Annotated in this window: 14 protein-coding genes and 1 pseudogene; 9 read left to right on the top strand and 6 right to left on the bottom strand. The window is 57.3% G+C overall.

The genetic code is table 11. The annotated features are described in order from the left end of the window. Positions 1-2: 2 nt before the first annotated feature. Positions 3-365 (bottom strand): ArsC family reductase, encoded by a 363-nt coding sequence (locus ACMXYH_RS26250; RefSeq protein ID WP_129441607.1) that lies wholly within the window; start codon positions 363-365, stop codon positions 3-5. A 589-nt stretch (positions 366-954) separates the two neighbouring features. Continuing rightward, positions 955-1,503, bottom strand: a complete 549-nt coding sequence (locus ACMXYH_RS26245) for a peptidase M12 (protein ID WP_415765415.1) — start codon at positions 1,501-1,503, stop codon at positions 955-957. 358 nt (positions 1,504-1,861) lie between these two features. On the opposite strand from ACMXYH_RS26245, the pseudogene ACMXYH_RS26240 reads away from it, so the two are divergent. Continuing rightward, positions 1,862-2,188 (top strand): annotated as a pseudogene (locus tag ACMXYH_RS26240) (Na+/H+ antiporter); the annotation flags it as partial. Between the two features lie 39 nt (positions 2,189-2,227). Here the strand turns inward: ACMXYH_RS26240 and ACMXYH_RS26235 are convergent. The 4 genes from ACMXYH_RS26235 to map all read right to left on the bottom strand — a co-directional run bounded on the left by ACMXYH_RS26235 (position 2,228) and on the right by map (position 7,892). Further along, positions 2,228-2,959: a M12 family metallopeptidase gene (locus ACMXYH_RS26235; RefSeq protein ID WP_415765414.1), complete on the bottom strand. Its 732-nt coding sequence runs from the start codon at positions 2,957-2,959 to the stop codon at positions 2,228-2,230. Positions 2,960-3,118: 159 nt separating this feature from the next. Then, entirely contained in the window at positions 3,119-4,318 is a 1,200-nt protein-coding gene (dapC, locus tag ACMXYH_RS26230; protein ID WP_134418752.1) for a succinyldiaminopimelate transaminase, read from the bottom strand. A 43-nt stretch (positions 4,319-4,361) separates the two neighbouring features. Next, positions 4,362-7,064, bottom strand: a complete 2,703-nt coding sequence (locus ACMXYH_RS26225) for a [protein-PII] uridylyltransferase (protein ID WP_415765413.1) — start codon at positions 7,062-7,064, stop codon at positions 4,362-4,364. Positions 7,065-7,109: 45 nt separating this feature from the next. Continuing rightward, positions 7,110-7,892 (bottom strand): type I methionyl aminopeptidase, encoded by a 783-nt coding sequence (gene map, locus ACMXYH_RS26220; RefSeq protein WP_123365851.1) that lies wholly within the window; start codon positions 7,890-7,892, stop codon positions 7,110-7,112. A 373-nt stretch (positions 7,893-8,265) separates the two neighbouring features. Here map and rpsB point away from each other — a divergent pair, with 373 nt between their 5' ends. From rpsB to rseP, 8 genes are all read left to right on the top strand, one after another. Continuing rightward, entirely contained in the window at positions 8,266-9,003 is a 738-nt protein-coding gene (gene rpsB / locus ACMXYH_RS26215) for a 30S ribosomal protein S2 (RefSeq protein ID WP_003219330.1), read from the top strand. 192 nt (positions 9,004-9,195) lie between these two features. Next, on the top strand, positions 9,196-10,059 hold the full coding sequence (gene tsf / locus ACMXYH_RS26210) for a translation elongation factor Ts (RefSeq protein ID WP_129441615.1): 864 nt from the start codon (positions 9,196-9,198) through the stop codon (positions 10,057-10,059). Between the two features lie 210 nt (positions 10,060-10,269). Continuing rightward, positions 10,270-11,013, top strand: a complete 744-nt coding sequence (gene pyrH / locus ACMXYH_RS26205; protein WP_003172271.1) for a UMP kinase — start codon at positions 10,270-10,272, stop codon at positions 11,011-11,013. After that, positions 11,010-11,567: a ribosome recycling factor gene (gene frr, locus ACMXYH_RS26200; protein WP_033056300.1), complete on the top strand. Its 558-nt coding sequence runs from the start codon at positions 11,010-11,012 to the stop codon at positions 11,565-11,567. The genes pyrH and frr overlap by 4 nt, the downstream gene beginning before the upstream one ends. A 13-nt stretch (positions 11,568-11,580) precedes the next feature. After that, positions 11,581-12,336 (top strand): polyprenyl diphosphate synthase, encoded by a 756-nt coding sequence (uppS, locus tag ACMXYH_RS26195; RefSeq protein ID WP_074879695.1) that lies wholly within the window; start codon positions 11,581-11,583, stop codon positions 12,334-12,336. Continuing rightward, complete coding sequence (locus ACMXYH_RS26190; protein WP_415765412.1) at positions 12,336-13,142, top strand: phosphatidate cytidylyltransferase; 807 nt, start codon at positions 12,336-12,338, stop codon at positions 13,140-13,142. Before uppS ends, ACMXYH_RS26190 begins: the two co-directional genes overlap by 1 nt. Then, positions 13,139-14,329 carry a 1-deoxy-D-xylulose-5-phosphate reductoisomerase gene (gene ispC / locus ACMXYH_RS26185; protein WP_415765411.1) on the top strand — a complete coding sequence of 397 codons (1,191 nt, stop codon included), beginning with the start codon at positions 13,139-13,141 and terminating at the stop codon, positions 14,327-14,329. Before ACMXYH_RS26190 ends, ispC begins: the two co-directional genes overlap by 4 nt. A gap of 53 nt (positions 14,330-14,382) precedes the next feature. Further along, positions 14,383-15,735, top strand: coding sequence for a sigma E protease regulator RseP (rseP, locus tag ACMXYH_RS26180; protein WP_129441623.1), 1,353 nt, complete (start codon positions 14,383-14,385; stop codon positions 15,733-15,735). Positions 15,736-15,768: the final 33 nt, after the last annotated feature.

Below are 15,768 nucleotides of genomic sequence, written 5' to 3'. Positions count from 1 at the left end.
CCTTACTTGAGCGCTGCCGCGTAGATATCTGGCTTGAAGCCAATCAGGGTTCGGTCACCGAGATCAAGCACCGGGCGCTTGATCATCGAGGGTTGTGCGAGCATCAGTTCGATGGCTTTCGGCTGGTCGAGATCGGCTTTGCGTTCGTCGTCGAGCTTGCGAAAGGTCGTGCCTGCACGGTTCAACACCACTTGCCAGCCGTGCTCGTCGCACCATTGGCTCAGGTGTTCACGGTCGATTCCGACCGTCTTGTAATCATGAAAGTTGTAGCTGACAGCGTGTTCATCGAGCCAGGTGCGCGCCTTTTTCATGGTGTCGCAGGCTTTGATGCCGAAAAGGTGCAACGTTTTGCTTGAAACGGTCAAGGAATTGCCCCCTTTGCAGGTGCTGGAAATAAAAGGTGACGGATTATGCCATGACCGGACGGTTTCGCGTCGGTCGTGGTTGATATGCCACCGCAAAACCTGTGGGAGCGAGCTTGCTCGCGATGGCGGCGCAGCAGGCAACCATGATGCTGAATATTATGGCCTCATCGCGAGCAAGCTCGCTCCCACAGAGATTGCGGTGTTTGCGGTGTGCGGCATTGGTACAACGGCCAGCCAGCAGTCTAAGCGGATAATATGGCACTTCCACTGCAGCCTGTTGCCTGAAGTGTGCCGCTTCGGCTGGGCAATACCTTAGTCTGAATAGATCTTGTGCATGCATCGCTGGTCAAGTTGGCGGGGTAACCGTATTGCATCCCTCCAGCCCGCCATCGATGGTGAAACTGTTAAATACTGAGTAATGCCTGAATAACTATTTGCTGTAAGCACTTTTACGTGTTTCGGTAATCATTTAAGTGCTGAGTAATTTTGAAGCTGTTTCTTTGTCTGGTCGCAGGGGAAGTGTCGGCGCAAGTACCTTGTCAGAGGGGGAACTGCCATGGTGAATAAGGGCGGTGTAACAGGCGCTGGATTAGGGGTAAATTCGACGAATAAACGCGATGTCGGCTGCGCTGATATGTGGGTTTTCTGTTTGCTTCCAATCACCCAGGGTGTACTCGTTGGATATCTCATAGTGCATGACCGAATGTCGGTCATACGCCGCATAAGTCCGGCTGGCATCGCGGGGGAGAGGAAAGACGTTCAGGTCCACCTGCGCCCTCGACCAACCAAATTTTTGTCGATACAACTCGTAGGTTTTTTTCTTGTCCCAAGGAATGTTTGCCTCAGGATGTTGATGCGCGTGCATCAAACCCAAAGCGTGTCCGAACTCATGAATAGCGGTGAATTCAAAGCGGGGCGAGGAGTAGCTGGTTCCCAGTAACATGGTTGGACTATGAGCTTGAACCGCCAGAGCATCTGTTCCGATTTCCGACCTCCCAGTCCCATCATAGTGATGAGACAAGTAAACGCGGATATCCCCCTCGTATTCCATGTCGTTGTCAGAAAGCTCCACAAAATCGAACGTGAGGTTGACGTAGGGTTGCCATTTGCTGGCTGCAGCCTTTACTGCCTGGAACAAATCCTCGTCATGTCGGGAGATTGCGATCTTTAATGTTCTGCCAGGTTTCCAGTATTTCGTGTGTTCAGCGACGCTTCGTTTTTTTTCGGTTTGATTTGTGTTGAGTGGAATTGTCGCGGCGTTCAGAAGTTGCTACTTCATAGGAAGCCAGTTCGTGAATGCTTTTGATGATGCTGCAGGGTTTAAAGTTTGGCATTGACAGTGTCCTTGTTGGCCGCTCCCGAGAAAGTTCGGAAGTTGCGGTAAAGTTTGAGGTTAGTCGTTGGAGGGTTGTGGGGTAAAGTTGTGATTTTTTAGTGTTTGTTGCTGGGTGGTTAAGTTCGGCCTGCACTACGTTGCGCAGTGCAGGGGAGAACTAAAAACCGCACGAACGGCCATTCATGCGCTCGAAGCCGCAGAAGCCAATCCTCAGGGCGCCGCTCAGTCCACGCTGGCTGCAGAGCTCAAGGCGCGGATCATGTCCGATTATCGGCATTAACGGGAGGTGTTCAACGATTCGGCGGAGGCCCAGGCACTGGCGTTTCAGATGGACTTGCTGGAGCGACGACTGCGGTTGAAGGCGCTGCGAGCGCAGCGCCTGGAGTTGTACAAGCTCAGTCGTCATCACCAGATTGGGGATGACGTGTTACGAGAAGTATTGGGTGAGCTGGACTTGAGTGAGGCCAATCTTGGGCTAGCTAAATAGTCTAACCGTGCTCACTCGAATCTATGGGCCACTTGACTGCTAACGTTTGGGATAAAGCAACTTCATAAGTTTTTTATCTTTTTTACTGATCTTTCGGTTAATAGGGATTTCCCAATCGCCCAGTGTCAGCGTGTTAGCCACCGGGTGGTGCATGATGGACTTTCTGTCGTAAGGCGTATAAATCGCTGCAATCGTATCGAAGGAAGCAAAGAGGTTTCTGTCGACTTGCTCTTTGGTCAGCGGATTCATCTCGCGATTCTGATAGAACGCATACACTTTCGGTTTATCCCAAGGGATATCAGCGTCGGGGTGTTGGTGTTCGTGCATCGCCCCTAATGCATGCCCGAACTCATGAATCACGATCACTTCAAAGTCGTCATGTTCAGGTTTGACACCCAGGTTCATGGTTGGCCAGTCCGGATGAATCAATAGAGAATCAGTGCCCAGCATTGAGCTGTTGTCATTGTTTTTTGTTGCGATTCTGATGTCACCCTCGAGCCCATCAACGAAGTCGAAGCGCAGATTGATATAGGGCAGCCACTGGCTGGCCGCATTGATGATTTTCTGTTTGTGTTCATCGTCGGGGCCGTCGATAAACGCGATTTTGAGTGTGCGTCCGTTTGCCCACAGTTTTGAATAATTGATCAGAGAGCGCTTGCGACGAGCGCCGCCGCCGGTGCCGGCATTCTCAGGGTTCTCGTTGATGGCGGCTTCGTAGGATTGTTGATCGTCGGGCCATTGGATAAGGGTGCAATCTTCAATACTGTTCATTGGCTACTTCTTCCTTGAAGTGAGGTTGTGTGAATACGCACGCTAATGCGCTGCACGAGAGTAAAGGGGACTATGCAGTTCGGTAAGCTTTGATTTCGGCTGAAGTGTTACCGGTTATAAAAGTGTACCCGCACTGCGTTGCACAGTGCGGGCGGGAGACTACTTGTTGCGGGTAATAAACGCGCGAATTCGTTCTGCGGCTTCGATGCATTCGGCTAACGGCGCGACTAAAGCCATGCGCACACGACCAGCGCCCGGATTAGCACCGTCGACGTCACGGGACAGATAAGAACCCGGCACCACAGTCACATGCTCTTCGACAAACAGGTCGCGGCAAAACGCTTCGTCATCACCGTCAACGCTCGGCCACAAGTAAAAGCCGCCATCCGGGCGCTGCACATCCATCACCGGGCGGAGGATCTCCAGCACCGCATCGTATTTCTCGCGGTACAGCGCACGGTTGGCACGCACGTGCACTTCGTCATTCCACGCGGCAACGCTGGCCAGTTGGGTCTGAACCGGCATCGCGCAGCCGTGGTAGGTGCGATAGAGCAGGAAGCCTTTGAGAATATCGGCATCACCGGCCACAAAACCCGAACGCAGGCCCGGCAGGTTGGAGCGCTTGGACAGACTGTGGAACACCACGCAACGCTTGAAGTCCTTGCGGCCCAGTTCCACGCAGGCGCTGAGCAGCCCGGCCGGCGGGGTTTGTTCGTCGAAATACAGTTCGCTGTAGCACTCGTCGGCGGCGATCACGAAGTCGTATTCGTCGGCCAGGGCGATCAGCTTCTTCAGGGTCTCGACGGGGATCAGTGCGCCGGTCGGATTGCCCGGCGAGCACAGGAACAGGATCTGGCAGCGTTTCCAGATGTCAGGGGAAACGGCGTCGAAATCAGGGTTGAAGCCGTTTTCGTCCAGGCACGGCAGGTAATGCGGCTTGGCCCCGGCTAGGAAAGCGGCGCCTTCATAGATCTGATAGAACGGGTTCGGGCTGACCACCAGTGCATCGTCGCCACGGTTGACCACGGTCTGGGTGAACGCGAACAGCGCTTCGCGGGTACCGTTGACCGGCAGCACGTTGCGCGCCGGGTCGAGCCAGCCTTTTGGAACGCTGAAACGACGTTCGCACCACGCGGCGATGGCTTCACGCAGGACCGGGATGCCGAGGGTGGTCGGGTACACGGCCATCTGATCCAGATTGCTTGCCAGGGCTTCGGCGACAAAGCTTGGCGAACGGTGTTTCGGCTCGCCGATGGACAGTGCGATGGCACGTTTGTCCGGGTTTGGCGTGACGCTGCCGAGGAGGGCGCGGAGCTTCTCGAACGGGTAGGGCTGCAATTGGTTAAGAGCGTTGTTCATCGGTGCGGGGTCTCGTTCAAAGCGGCTGAATCCTGGCGCGCAATCAGATGCTGATGCGCGACAGTTTGATATCGGGTTCGTTACTGACGGTCAGCTGTTCGACGATTGCATCCTGCAAGCGGCTGCACAGCAATGGGTCGGACAACGGCTGGTTGTTCGCGTCGGTGATGAAGAAAACGTCTTCCACGCGCTCGCCGAGGGTCGCAATCTTGGCGTTCTGCAGCGATAGATCGAATTCGAGGAAAATCGTGCCGATCCGCGCGAGCAAGCCAGGGCGGTCGGGGGCGCTGAGTTCCAACACGGTCACCGGACGCTGGGCGTCGTTGTGGATCGTCACCTGTGGCGCAAACGCGAAATGCTTGAGCTGGCGCGGTACCCGACGCTGAATGATGGTCGGGTAGTCGTCCGGGTTGCGCAGGGCTTCGGTCAGGCCTTCGCGAATCTGTTTGACCCGCGCCGGGTTATCGCCGATCGAGTCGCCGTCGGTGTCGAGCACGATGTAGGTGTCGAGGGTGAACTGGCTGCTGGAGGTGATGACCCGGGCGTCGTGAATGTTCAGGTTGAGCTGGTCCATTGCCGCCACGGTCACGGCGAAGAAGTCGTGCTGGTCCGGCGCATAGATAAAAATCTGCGTGCCGCCTTCGAACTCGCGCTGGGTGGTTTCCTTGATCAGCACCAGCGGCCCGCCATCGGCCGGCTGCTGGAGGATCGCGTCACTGTGCCAGGCCACGTCGCCGGCGGTGTGGCGCAGGAAGTAGTCATCGCCCAATTGCGCCCACAACTGCTCGACGTCGTCCGGATCGGTGCCGCCGCGTACCAGAATGTCCAGCGCTGCACTCTGGGTCTGGCGAATCTGCTCTTCGCGATCGACCGGGTTTTCCAGGCCGCGACGCAAGGCACGCTTGGTCTCGGTGTAGAGCTGGCGCAACAGGCTGGCGCGCCAGGAATTCCACAGCGTCGGGTTGGTGGCGTTGATGTCGGCGACGGTCAACACGTACAGATAATCGAGGTGGGTTTCGTCGCCGACGATTTGCGCGAAATCGTGGATGACCTGCGGGTCGGATAAGTCCTTGCGCTGGGCGGTGGTCGACATCACCAAATGGTTCTGTACCAGCCAGACGATCAGGCGGCTGTCCCACACCGGCAACTGGTGGCGTTGGCAAAAGGCTTCGGCATCCACGGCGCCGATTTCCGAGTGGTCGCCATGCCGGCCCTTGCCGATGTCGTGGTACAGGCCGGCCAGGTAGATCAGCTCGGGTTTGGGCAATTTGCCCATGAGCTTGCTGGCCAGCGGGAATTTTTCCGACACCTGGGTGTACTGCAACTTACGCAGGTGCTTGATCAGGTTCAGGGTGTGAGCATCGACCGTATAGATGTGAAACAGGTCGTGCTGCATCTGCCCGACGATGAAGCCGAACTCCGGCAAGTAACGGCCGAGGATGCCGTAACGGTTCATCCGTCGCAGGTTGCGGTGGATGCCGATCTTGCACTTGAACAGTTCGATAAACAGGCTGGTATTGCGGATGTCGTTGCGGAAATCGTCGTCGATCAGGTGACGGTTTTCTCGCAGCAGACGAATGGTGTCGGCGCGCACACCTTTGATTTCCGGCTGCTGGGCCATCAGTACGAAGATTTCCAGCATGGCGAACGGAGTTCGGCGGAATACGTTGTCGTTGCGCGCCTCGATGTAACCGTCGTGCAGTTGGAATCGCGAGTTGATCGGCTGCGGCGGCGCTTCGTCTTCCGGCGCGAGGATGACTTCCTCGAAGTGCTGGATGATCAGGTCGCTGAGCTGGGCAATGCTCATGACCACCCGGTAATACTGCTGCATGAAGTTTTCGATGGCTTGCTTGGCGTCATCGCCTTTGAAGCCCAGCAGCCCGGCGATGGTGCGCTGGTGATCAAACAGCAAGCGGTCTTCGGAACGGCCGGCGAGCATGTGCAGGGCGTAACGAACCTTCCACAGGAATTCCTGGGAGGAGGCCAGCAGCGCGTTTTCGCTCTCAACCAGGAAACCTTCGCCGGCGAGGGCCCGCAGGTTCAGGGTGCCGTATTCACGACGGGCCACCCACAGAATCGTCTGAATATCCCGTAGGCCGCCGGGCGAGCCTTTGACGTTGGGTTCCAGGTTGTATTCGGTGTCGTTGTATTTGTGGTGACGGGCCTTCTGCTCGGCGCGTTTGGCCAGGAAGAAGTCCTTGCTCGGCCACATGTGCGCGGTGCTTGTGACGTCCAGCATGCGCTGGCGCAAGCGCTCGGGGCCGCAGATGGTACGGCTTTCCATCAGGTTGGTGACGACCGTCAGGTCGGCGCGGGCCTCCTGGACGCACTCGTCCACGGAGCGAACGCTCTGGCCGACTTCAAGGCCGATGTCCCACAACAGCGTCAGAAAACGCTCGATGGAATCTCGGAAAACTTCGTGATCGGCGCTGTCCAGCAAGATCAGTAAATCGATGTCGGAATAAGGGTGCAACTCGCCGCGACCGTAGCCGCCGACCGCCACCAGCGCGATGTCGGCTTCGGAACTCAAGCTGAACTGCTCCCAGGCCTTTTGCAGGATGTTATCGACGAACCAGGCGCGATCCTCGATCAACCGGCGAATGTCGCGGCCGCTGCGAAAGCGCTCGTCGAGCACCTCGCGGGCCTGGCGAATCGCCTTCTTGAAGGCCGCGATCGGGCTTGCCTTCAGAGCCAGTTCAGCCTGGAACTGGCCACGGTCGAAGAGTTCGGGATCCACCTGCGGCATCGATTGGCTTTCCTGTCTATAAGGCTGAGGAGCTGCGCGCCCGGATCAGGCCGAAACGCGCGGGATGGTGTCGTCGGCGCGCAGGGTGAAGATCTCGTAACCGGTTTCGGTTACCAGCAGGGTGTGTTCCCACTGTGCCGACAGCTTGCGGTCCTTGGTGATCGCGGTCCAGCCGTCGCCCAGTACCTTGGTGTCGGCTTTGCCTTGGTTGATCATCGGCTCGATGGTGAAGGTCATGCCGGCTTTCAGTTCCATGCCGGTGCCGGCGCGGCCGTAGTGCAGGATCTGCGGCTCTTCATGGAACACCTTGCCGATGCCGTGACCGCAGAATTCGCGAACCACGGAAAAACCGTTCTTTTCAGCGTGCTTCTGAATGACTTCACCGATGTCGCCCAAGCGGCAGCCGGGTTTGACGATTTCGATGGCCTTGTACATGCATTCCTGGGTGATTTGCGACAGGCGCTCGGCCCAGACCGGCACGGTGCCGACATGGAACATGCGGCTGGTGTCGCCGTGGTAGCCGTCCTTGATGACGGTGACGTCGATGTTCAGCGTGTCGCCATCCTTCAATGGCTTCTCGTTCGGAATGCCGTGGCAGACCACGTGGTTGATCGAGGTGCAGATCGACTTCGGGAAGCCCTTGTAGTTGAGCGGGGCAGGGATGGCTTTCTGCTCGTTGACGATGTAGTCGTGGCAGATGCGGTCCAGTTCTTCAGTTGTAATGCCCGGCTTGACATGTTCGGCAATCATTTCCAGCACATCGGCGGCCAGTTTGCCGGCGATGCGCATTTTTGCGATGTCCTCTGGGGTTTTGAGGGTGACGGTCATACAGGCTCTCTCTGCGCTCGATGGCGCCTTCTAAAACGGAATGGGCGTTGCGCGGTCGATCTTCGCGGCCCTGAAAAACGCGATTCTAACAGACGAGCAGCGCAAATCTGAGCCTCTGTGCATCGCTTCTCCTTATAGAATGGCGCATTCTTGGAGGATTCCAAGGGCTGGAACCAAAGCACGCGCCAGGATTTAACAATCCGGGTTCCGTTTTTTTCAGCCTTGTGATATAAAATGCGCCGCTTTCCGGGGATCCCCTGAAAAGCCTAAATCCACACACGTGTCGACACGATGACCTGGGTGCCTTCAGCTGATGCTGCTGGTTGGTCATTGGGATACGTGGAGGCCAAACCCGACTTATTAAGGAACTATCATGTCCCAAGTCAACATGCGCGATATGCTGAAGGCCGGTGTGCACTTCGGTCACCAGACCCGTTACTGGAACCCGAAAATGGGTAAATACATTTTCGGCGCGCGTAACAAGATCCACATCATCAACCTTGAAAAAACCCTGCCAATGTTCAACGAAGCTCTGACTTTCGTAGAGCGTCTGGCCCAGGGCAAAAACAAGATTCTGTTCGTCGGCACCAAGCGTTCCGCTGGCAAGATCGTTGCTGAAGAAGCAGCACGTTGCGGTTCGCCGTACGTCGATCACCGCTGGTTGGGCGGCATGCTGACCAACTTCAAAACCATCCGTGCTTCCATCAAGCGTCTGCGTGACCTTGAAGTGCAAGCCGAAGACGGTACTTTCGCCAAGCTGACCAAGAAAGAAGCGCTGATGCGCACTCGCGATCTTGAGAAGCTCGATCGTTCCCTGGGTGGTATCAAGGACATGGGCGGTCTGCCAGACGCTCTGTTCGTTATCGACGTTGATCACGAGCGCATCGCGATCACCGAAGCCAACAAGCTGGGCATCCCGGTTATCGGCGTAGTCGATACCAACAGCAGCCCGGAAGGCGTTGACTACATCATCCCAGGCAACGATGACGCAATCCGCGCTATCCAGCTGTACATGGGTTCGATGGCTGACGCTGTAATCCGCGGTCGCAACCACGTTGCTGGCGGCACCGAGCAGTTCGTTGAAGAAGCTCCGGTAGCAGCAGCTGAGTAATTGACGCCTTGGCGTTGACTCAGTAAGCAAAAAGGGGGCTTGGCCCCCTTTTTGCCACCTCGAAAACCGTTTGTCGGTAGCGCAGTTGCATTGTCTGTAGCATGCAGCGACCCGCAGCGGTGGTTCGGGAAGAATTGATCGCCCGTTCGATCGGGTGGAATGGTTGAAAACCTATCCAAGAGGAATTTTGAAATGGCAGAGATTACTGCAGCGTTGGTCAAAGAACTGCGCGAGCGTACTGGCGAAGGCATGATGGACTGCAAAAAGGCCTTGACCAAGGCTGGCGGCGACATCGAGAAAGCCATTGATGACATGCGTGCTTCGGGCGCCATCAAGGCTGCCAAGAAAGCTGGCAACGTTGCCGCTGAAGGCGCGATCGCTTTGAAGGAAGACGGTAAATCCGCCGTTCTGCTGGAAGTGAACTCGCAGACCGACTTCCTGGCTCTGCAGGACGACTTCAAGGCATTTGTTGCTTCCAGCGTTGAAAAAGCGTTCGCTGACAAACTGACTGATGTCGCTCCGCTGATCGCAGCTCAAGAAGCCGATCGCCTGGTTCTGGTCGGCAAGGTTGGCGAAAACGTCAACATCCGTCGCCTGGCTCGCGTTGAAGGTGACGTTGTTGGTGGTTACCTGCACGGCAACAAGATCGGTGTTGTGGTTGCCCTTAAAGGCGGCACCGTTGAGCTGGCCAAGGACATCGCTATGCACGTAGCGGCCACCAACCCTGAATTCCTGCTGCCATCGGAAGTTTCCGCTGAAGCGGTCGAGCGTGAGAAAGGCGTGTTCCTGACCCTCAACGCTGACAAGATCGCCGGCAAGCCGGAAAACATCGTTGAAAACATGGTCAAAGGTCGTATCAGCAAGTTCCTGGCTGAAGCGAGCCTGGTTGAGCAGGCGTTCGTCAAGAACCCTGAAATCAAGGTTGGCGAACTGGCCAAGAAAGCCGGTGCTGAAATCGTTTCCTTCACCTACTTCAAAGTAGGCGATGGCATCGAGAAGCCGGTTGACAACTTCGCTGAAGAAGTTGCTGCCCAGCTGGCTGCCGCCAAGCAATAAGACGGTTTTTTAACTGTCGCCCTGAAGAGGCTGCCCGCTCACGCGCGCAGCCTCTTTTCAGATGGGGCACCAATTTTTAATTGGTTTCCCTTTGGAACTGGCTTACAAAGCCATGTTCCGATGGCGCTGAAGCAGTGCCAAGTTAGAGTGAACGCCAGCTGTAAACAGCTCGCAAAGAATTTTTAAAATACGCCGCAGGAGAGATTCGCAATGGCTCAGCAGGGCAGTGGTTATCAGGCTCGCTATAAACGCATTCTACTCAAGCTTAGCGGCGAGGCCCTGATGGGCTCGGAAGAGTTCGGGATCGATCCGAAAGTTCTGGATCGCATGGCGCTGGAAGTCGGCCAACTGGTCGGCATCGGTGTTCAGGTCGGTCTGGTGATCGGCGGCGGTAACCTGTTCCGCGGTGCAGCGCTGAGCGCGGCCGGCATGGATCGGGTCACCGGCGACCACATGGGCATGCTGGCCACTGTGATGAACGCCTTGGCCATGCGCGATGCGCTGGAACGTGCCAATATCTCGGCCATCGTGATGTCGGCCATTTCCATGGTTGGCGTAACCGATCACTATGATCGCCGCAAAGCCATGCGCCACTTGAACGCCAAGGAGGTCGTGATTTTCGCGGCCGGTACCGGCAATCCGTTCTTCACCACGGATTCGGCAGCGTGCTTGCGTGCAATCGAAATCGATGCCGATGTCGTGCTCAAGGCGACCAAGGTCGATGGCGTCTACACCGCTGACCCATTCAAAGACCCGCATGCCGAGAAGTTCGATCATCTGACTTACGATGAAGTGCTGGATCGCAAGCTGGGCGTGATGGATCTGACCGCCATTTGCCTGTGCCGCGACCACAAGATGCCGTTGCGCGTATTTAACATGAACAAGCCCGGCGCCCTGCTGAACATCGTGCATGGCGGCGCTGAAGGGACCCTGATCGAGGAAGGCCAACAATGATCAACGAAATCAAGAAAGACGCTAAAGAGCGTATGCAGAAATCCGTCGAGTCGCTGATGCACAACTTCGGCCGTATTCGTACTGGCCAGGCGCATCCAAGCATTCTGGAAGGCGTGATGGTGCCGTATTACGGTTCCGACACTCCGATCAAGCAGGTGGCGAACATCACCGTCAAAGACGCCCGTACCCTGCAAGTCGTTGCCTTTGAGCGCAACATGCTGGGTGCCGTCGACAAAGCCATCGGTAGCGCGGGTCTGAACCTCAACCCGACCAACCTGGGTGAATTGCTGCTGATCTCCATGCCGGCCCTGACCGAAGAAACCCGTAAGGGCTTCACCAAGCAGGCTCGCGATGTCGCTGAAGATGCCCGTGTTGCGGTGCGCAACATCCGTCGTGATGCGAACAGCCAGCTCAAGGATCTGGTCAAGGAAAAAGAAATCAGCGAAGACGAAGAGCGTCGCGCCACTGGCGAGATCGATGACCTGACCAAAAAGTTCGTGGCTGAAATCGACGCGAATTTGGCGCAGAAAGAAAAAGACCTGATGGCCGTATAAGGGTCGCGTTTTAATGGATAAGACCAAGCAGACTGCGCCGTCCGCGGTGCCGCGCCATGTCGCGATCATCATGGATGGGAATAATCGCTGGGCGAAAAAGCGCTTTATGCCGGGTGTCGCCGGTCATAAAGCGGGCGTGGATGCGGTTCGTGCGGTGATCGAGGTGTGTGCCGAGGCCGGGGTCGAAGTATTGACCCTGTTCGCCTTCTCCAGCGAGAACTGGCAGCGCCCGGCCGACGAGGTCAGCGCCTTGATGGATCTGTTCTTCAAGGCATTGCGTCGCGAGGCCAAGCGCCTGAACGAAAACAACATCAGTTTGCGCATCATTGGCGACCGTTCGCGCTTTCATCCAGAGCTTCAGGCTGCCATGCGTGAAGCTGAGGCAATGACGGCGGGCGCCAATCGCTTCGTTCTGCAGATCGCTGCCAACTATGGTGGACAGTGGGATATCGCGCAGGCCGCACAGCGTCTGGCTCGGGAAGTTCAGGCCGGGCACCTGCGTCCGGAAGACATTACCCCGGAACTGTTGCAAACCTGTCTGGCTACCGGCGATTTGCCGTTGCCGGACTTGTGCATCCGTACCGGTGGCGAGCACCGCATCAGTAACTTCCTGCTGTGGCAACTGGCTTACGCCGAGTTGTACTTCTCCGACCTGTTCTGGCCGGACTTCAAACACGATGCCATGCGTACCGCGCTGGCCGATTTTGCTTCTCGGCAGCGCCGCTTCGGTAAAACGAGCGAGCAGGTCGAGGCTGGAGCCCGGGTTTAATGCTTAAACAACGAATCATCACCGCGCTGATCCTGCTGCCGATTGCCCTGTGCGGGTTTTTTCTGCTCGAAGGCACCGGTTTTGCGCTGTTCATCGGGCTGGTCGTGACCCTCGGTGCATGGGAGTGGGCTCGCCTGGCGGGCTTCACTGAGCAGCCGATCCGCATTGCCTATGCAGCGGTGGTCGCGTTGATGCTGTTTGTCATGCATATCGTGCCTGGGCTCGCGCCTTGGGTATTGGGCGCTTCGGTGCTTTGGTGGGGCGTTGCAACCTATCTGGTGTTGACGTATCCGCGCTCCAGCGAACTCTGGTCCAGCGCTGCCTGCAAGCTGGTGATCGGTCTGCTGATCCTGCTGCCCGCCTGGCAAGGTCTGGTTCAGATCAAGCAGGAGTCTTTGGGCAACTGGCTGATCATGGCGGTGATGGTGCTGGTCTGGGGTGCTGATATCGGTGCTTACTTCTCTGGCCGGGCCTTTGGCACGCGCAAGCTGGCGCCACAGGTCAGTCCCGGCAAAAGCTGGGAGGGCGTCTACGGCGGCCTCGCGGTGAGTCTGGTCATTACTGTCATTGTCGGTCTGGTTCGAGACTGGACGGTGGCGCAGCTGTTCAAAGGTCTGATTGGTGCAGCCATCATCGTGTTTATCTCGGTGGTAGGTGATCTGACTGAAAGCATGTTCAAGCGTCAGTCCGGGATCAAGGACAGCAGTAATCTGCTGCCGGGTCACGGCGGCGTGCTGGACCGTATCGACAGCCTGACGGCAGCGATTCCGGTGTTTGCCGTGCTGCTGTGGATGGCGGCACCGTGAGCCGCCCGCAGCAGATTACCGTCCTGGGGGCGACCGGTTCGATTGGTCTGAGCACGCTTGACGTCATCGCTCGCCATCCCGAGCGTTATCAGGTTTTCGCCTTGAGCGGTTTCACCCGTCTGAGCGAGCTGTTGGCGCTGTGCATTCGTCATACGCCGCGGTTCGCCGTGGTGCCTGAGGCGGGTGCTGCCCGAGGCCTGCAGGACGACTTGCGCGCCGCAGGCCTGCCGACCCGAGTGTTGGTGGGAGAGGAGGGCCTGTGTCAGGTTGCTTCCGATCCTGAGGTCGATGCGGTCATGGCGGCCATCGTTGGCGCTGCGGGCTTGCGACCGACTCTGGCGGCGGTCGAAGCCGGCAAGAAAATCCTCCTGGCCAACAAAGAAGCGCTGGTGATGTCCGGTGCGCTGTTCATGCAGGCGGTGCGCAAGAGTGGTTCGGTGTTGCTGCCGATCGACAGTGAGCACAACGCGATTTTCCAGTGCATGCCACAGGATTTCGCTCGTGGACTGAGTGCCGTCGGGGTGCGTCGGATTTTACTCACGGCCTCTGGCGGTCCGTTCCGACAGACACCTATGGCTGAACTGGTGCATGTTTCCCCTGAGCAAGCGTGTGCCCACCCGAACTGGTCCATGGGGCGCAAGATTTCAGTGGATTCGGCCAGCATGATGAACAAGGGGCTGGAGTTAATCGAAGCCTGTTGGCTGTTTGATGCCAAGCCGTCCCAGGTCGAAGTGGTGATTCATCCTCAAAGCGTGATTCATTCGCTGGTCGATTACATCGACGGTTCGGTATTGGCCCAGTTGGGTAACCCTGACATGCGCACGCCGATCGCCAACGCGCTGGCCTGGCCGGAGCGGATCGATTCGGGTGTTGCGCCGCTGGACCTGTTTGCAATTGCGCGGCTGGACTTCCAGGCGCCTGATGAAGAGCGATTCCCGTGTCTGCGTCTTGCGCGTCAGGCGGCTGAATCCGGCAATAGCGCGCCGGCCATGCTTAATGCGGCGAATGAAGTGGCGGTCGCGGCCTTTCTCGACGGGCGGGTTCGCTACCCGGAAATCGCGAGTATCATCGAAGAAGTGTTGAATCTCGAGCCCGTGGTTGCGGTTGACGATCTCGAGGCAGTGTTCACGGCCGACGCGAAAGCGCGAGTACTGGCCGAACAATGGTTGAGTCGTCACGGGCGGTAAGTGCTGCAATACGTTGACCCATGCGGCACTGGACAGGATTGCGGAGAAAGTAGATGAGCGCGCTCTATATGATTGTCGGCACCCTGGTGGCTTTGGGTGTGCTGGTCACCTTCCACGAATTCGGCCATTTTTGGGTCGCACGTCGCTGTGGGGTCAAAGTGCTGCGTTTCTCCGTAGGCTTCGGTATGCCGTTGCTGCGCTGGCACGACAAGAAAGGCACTGAGTTCGTCGTCGCCGCGATCCCGCTGGGCGGTTACGTGAAAATGCTCGACGAGCGCGAAGGCGAAGTTCCGGCCGATCAGCTTGATCAGTCCTTCAATCGCAAATCCGTCCGCCAGCGTATCGCTATCGTATCGGCGGGTCCGATTGCCAACTTTTTACTGGCGATGATTTTTTTCTGGGTGCTCGCCATGCTCGGCAGCGAGCAAGTGCGCCCGGTCATTGGTGCAGTCGAATCCGGCAGTATCGCCGCCAAGGCTGGTTTGAGCGCGGGCCAGGAAATCATTGCCATCGATGGCGAGCCAACTTCCGGCTGGGCCGCGGTGAACCTGCAGTTGGTCCGTCGTCTTGGGGAGAGCGGTTCCCTGCAGTTGCTGGTCCGTGATCAGGGTTCCACAGTGGATTCGCCCCGTGAACTGATGCTGGATAAATGGCTCAAGGGTGCCGATGAGCCGGATCCGATTCGTTCGCTGGGTTTACGCCCTTGGCGTCCGGCGCTGCCACCGGTCCTGGCCGAACTTGACCCGAAAGGCCCGGCACAGGCTGCTGGCCTGAAGACCGGTGACCGACTGTTAGCTCTGGACGGCAAGTCGCTTGATGACTGGCAGCAGGTGGTGGACACGGTCCGTATGCACCCTGATACCAAAATCATGCTGCGCGTCGAGCGTGATAGTGCTCAAATCGACGTCCCTGTGACGCTGGCCGCTCGCGGCGAGAAGAAGGCACCCAGTGGTTATCTGGGCGCTGGGGTGAAAGCAGTTGATTGGCCGCCAGAGATGATTCGCGAAGTGAGTTATGGTCCTGTGGCCGCGATTGGAGAGGGCGCTCGACGCACCTGGACCATGAGCGTACTGACCCTCGATTCGCTCAAGAAAATGTTGTTCGGTGAGCTCTCGGTAAAAAACTTGAGTGGACCGATAACCATTGCTAAAGTGGCGGGCGCTTCTGCCCAGTCGGGTGTCGCTGATTTCCTGAATTTCCTTGCTTATCTGAGTATTAGCTTGGGAGTTCTGAATTTGTTGCCCATTCCTGTACTGGATGGGGGGCATTTGTTGTTTTATCTGATCGAGTGGGCGCGTGGTCGCCCCTTGTCGGATCGGGTGCAGGGTTGGGGGATACAGATCGGTATCAGTTTGGTGATCGGGGTGATGTTGCTTGCTCTGGTCAATGATCTAAGTCGACTGTAACGCTTCGCTGAATTGCGAATCTGCCGCATTTTG

The sequence above is a fragment of the Pseudomonas frigoris genome (genome assembly GCF_047758635.1).
GTDB lineage: Bacteria > Pseudomonadota > Gammaproteobacteria > Pseudomonadales > Pseudomonadaceae > Aquipseudomonas > Aquipseudomonas frigoris.
This window is presented reverse-complemented; position numbering and strand designations above follow the sequence as displayed.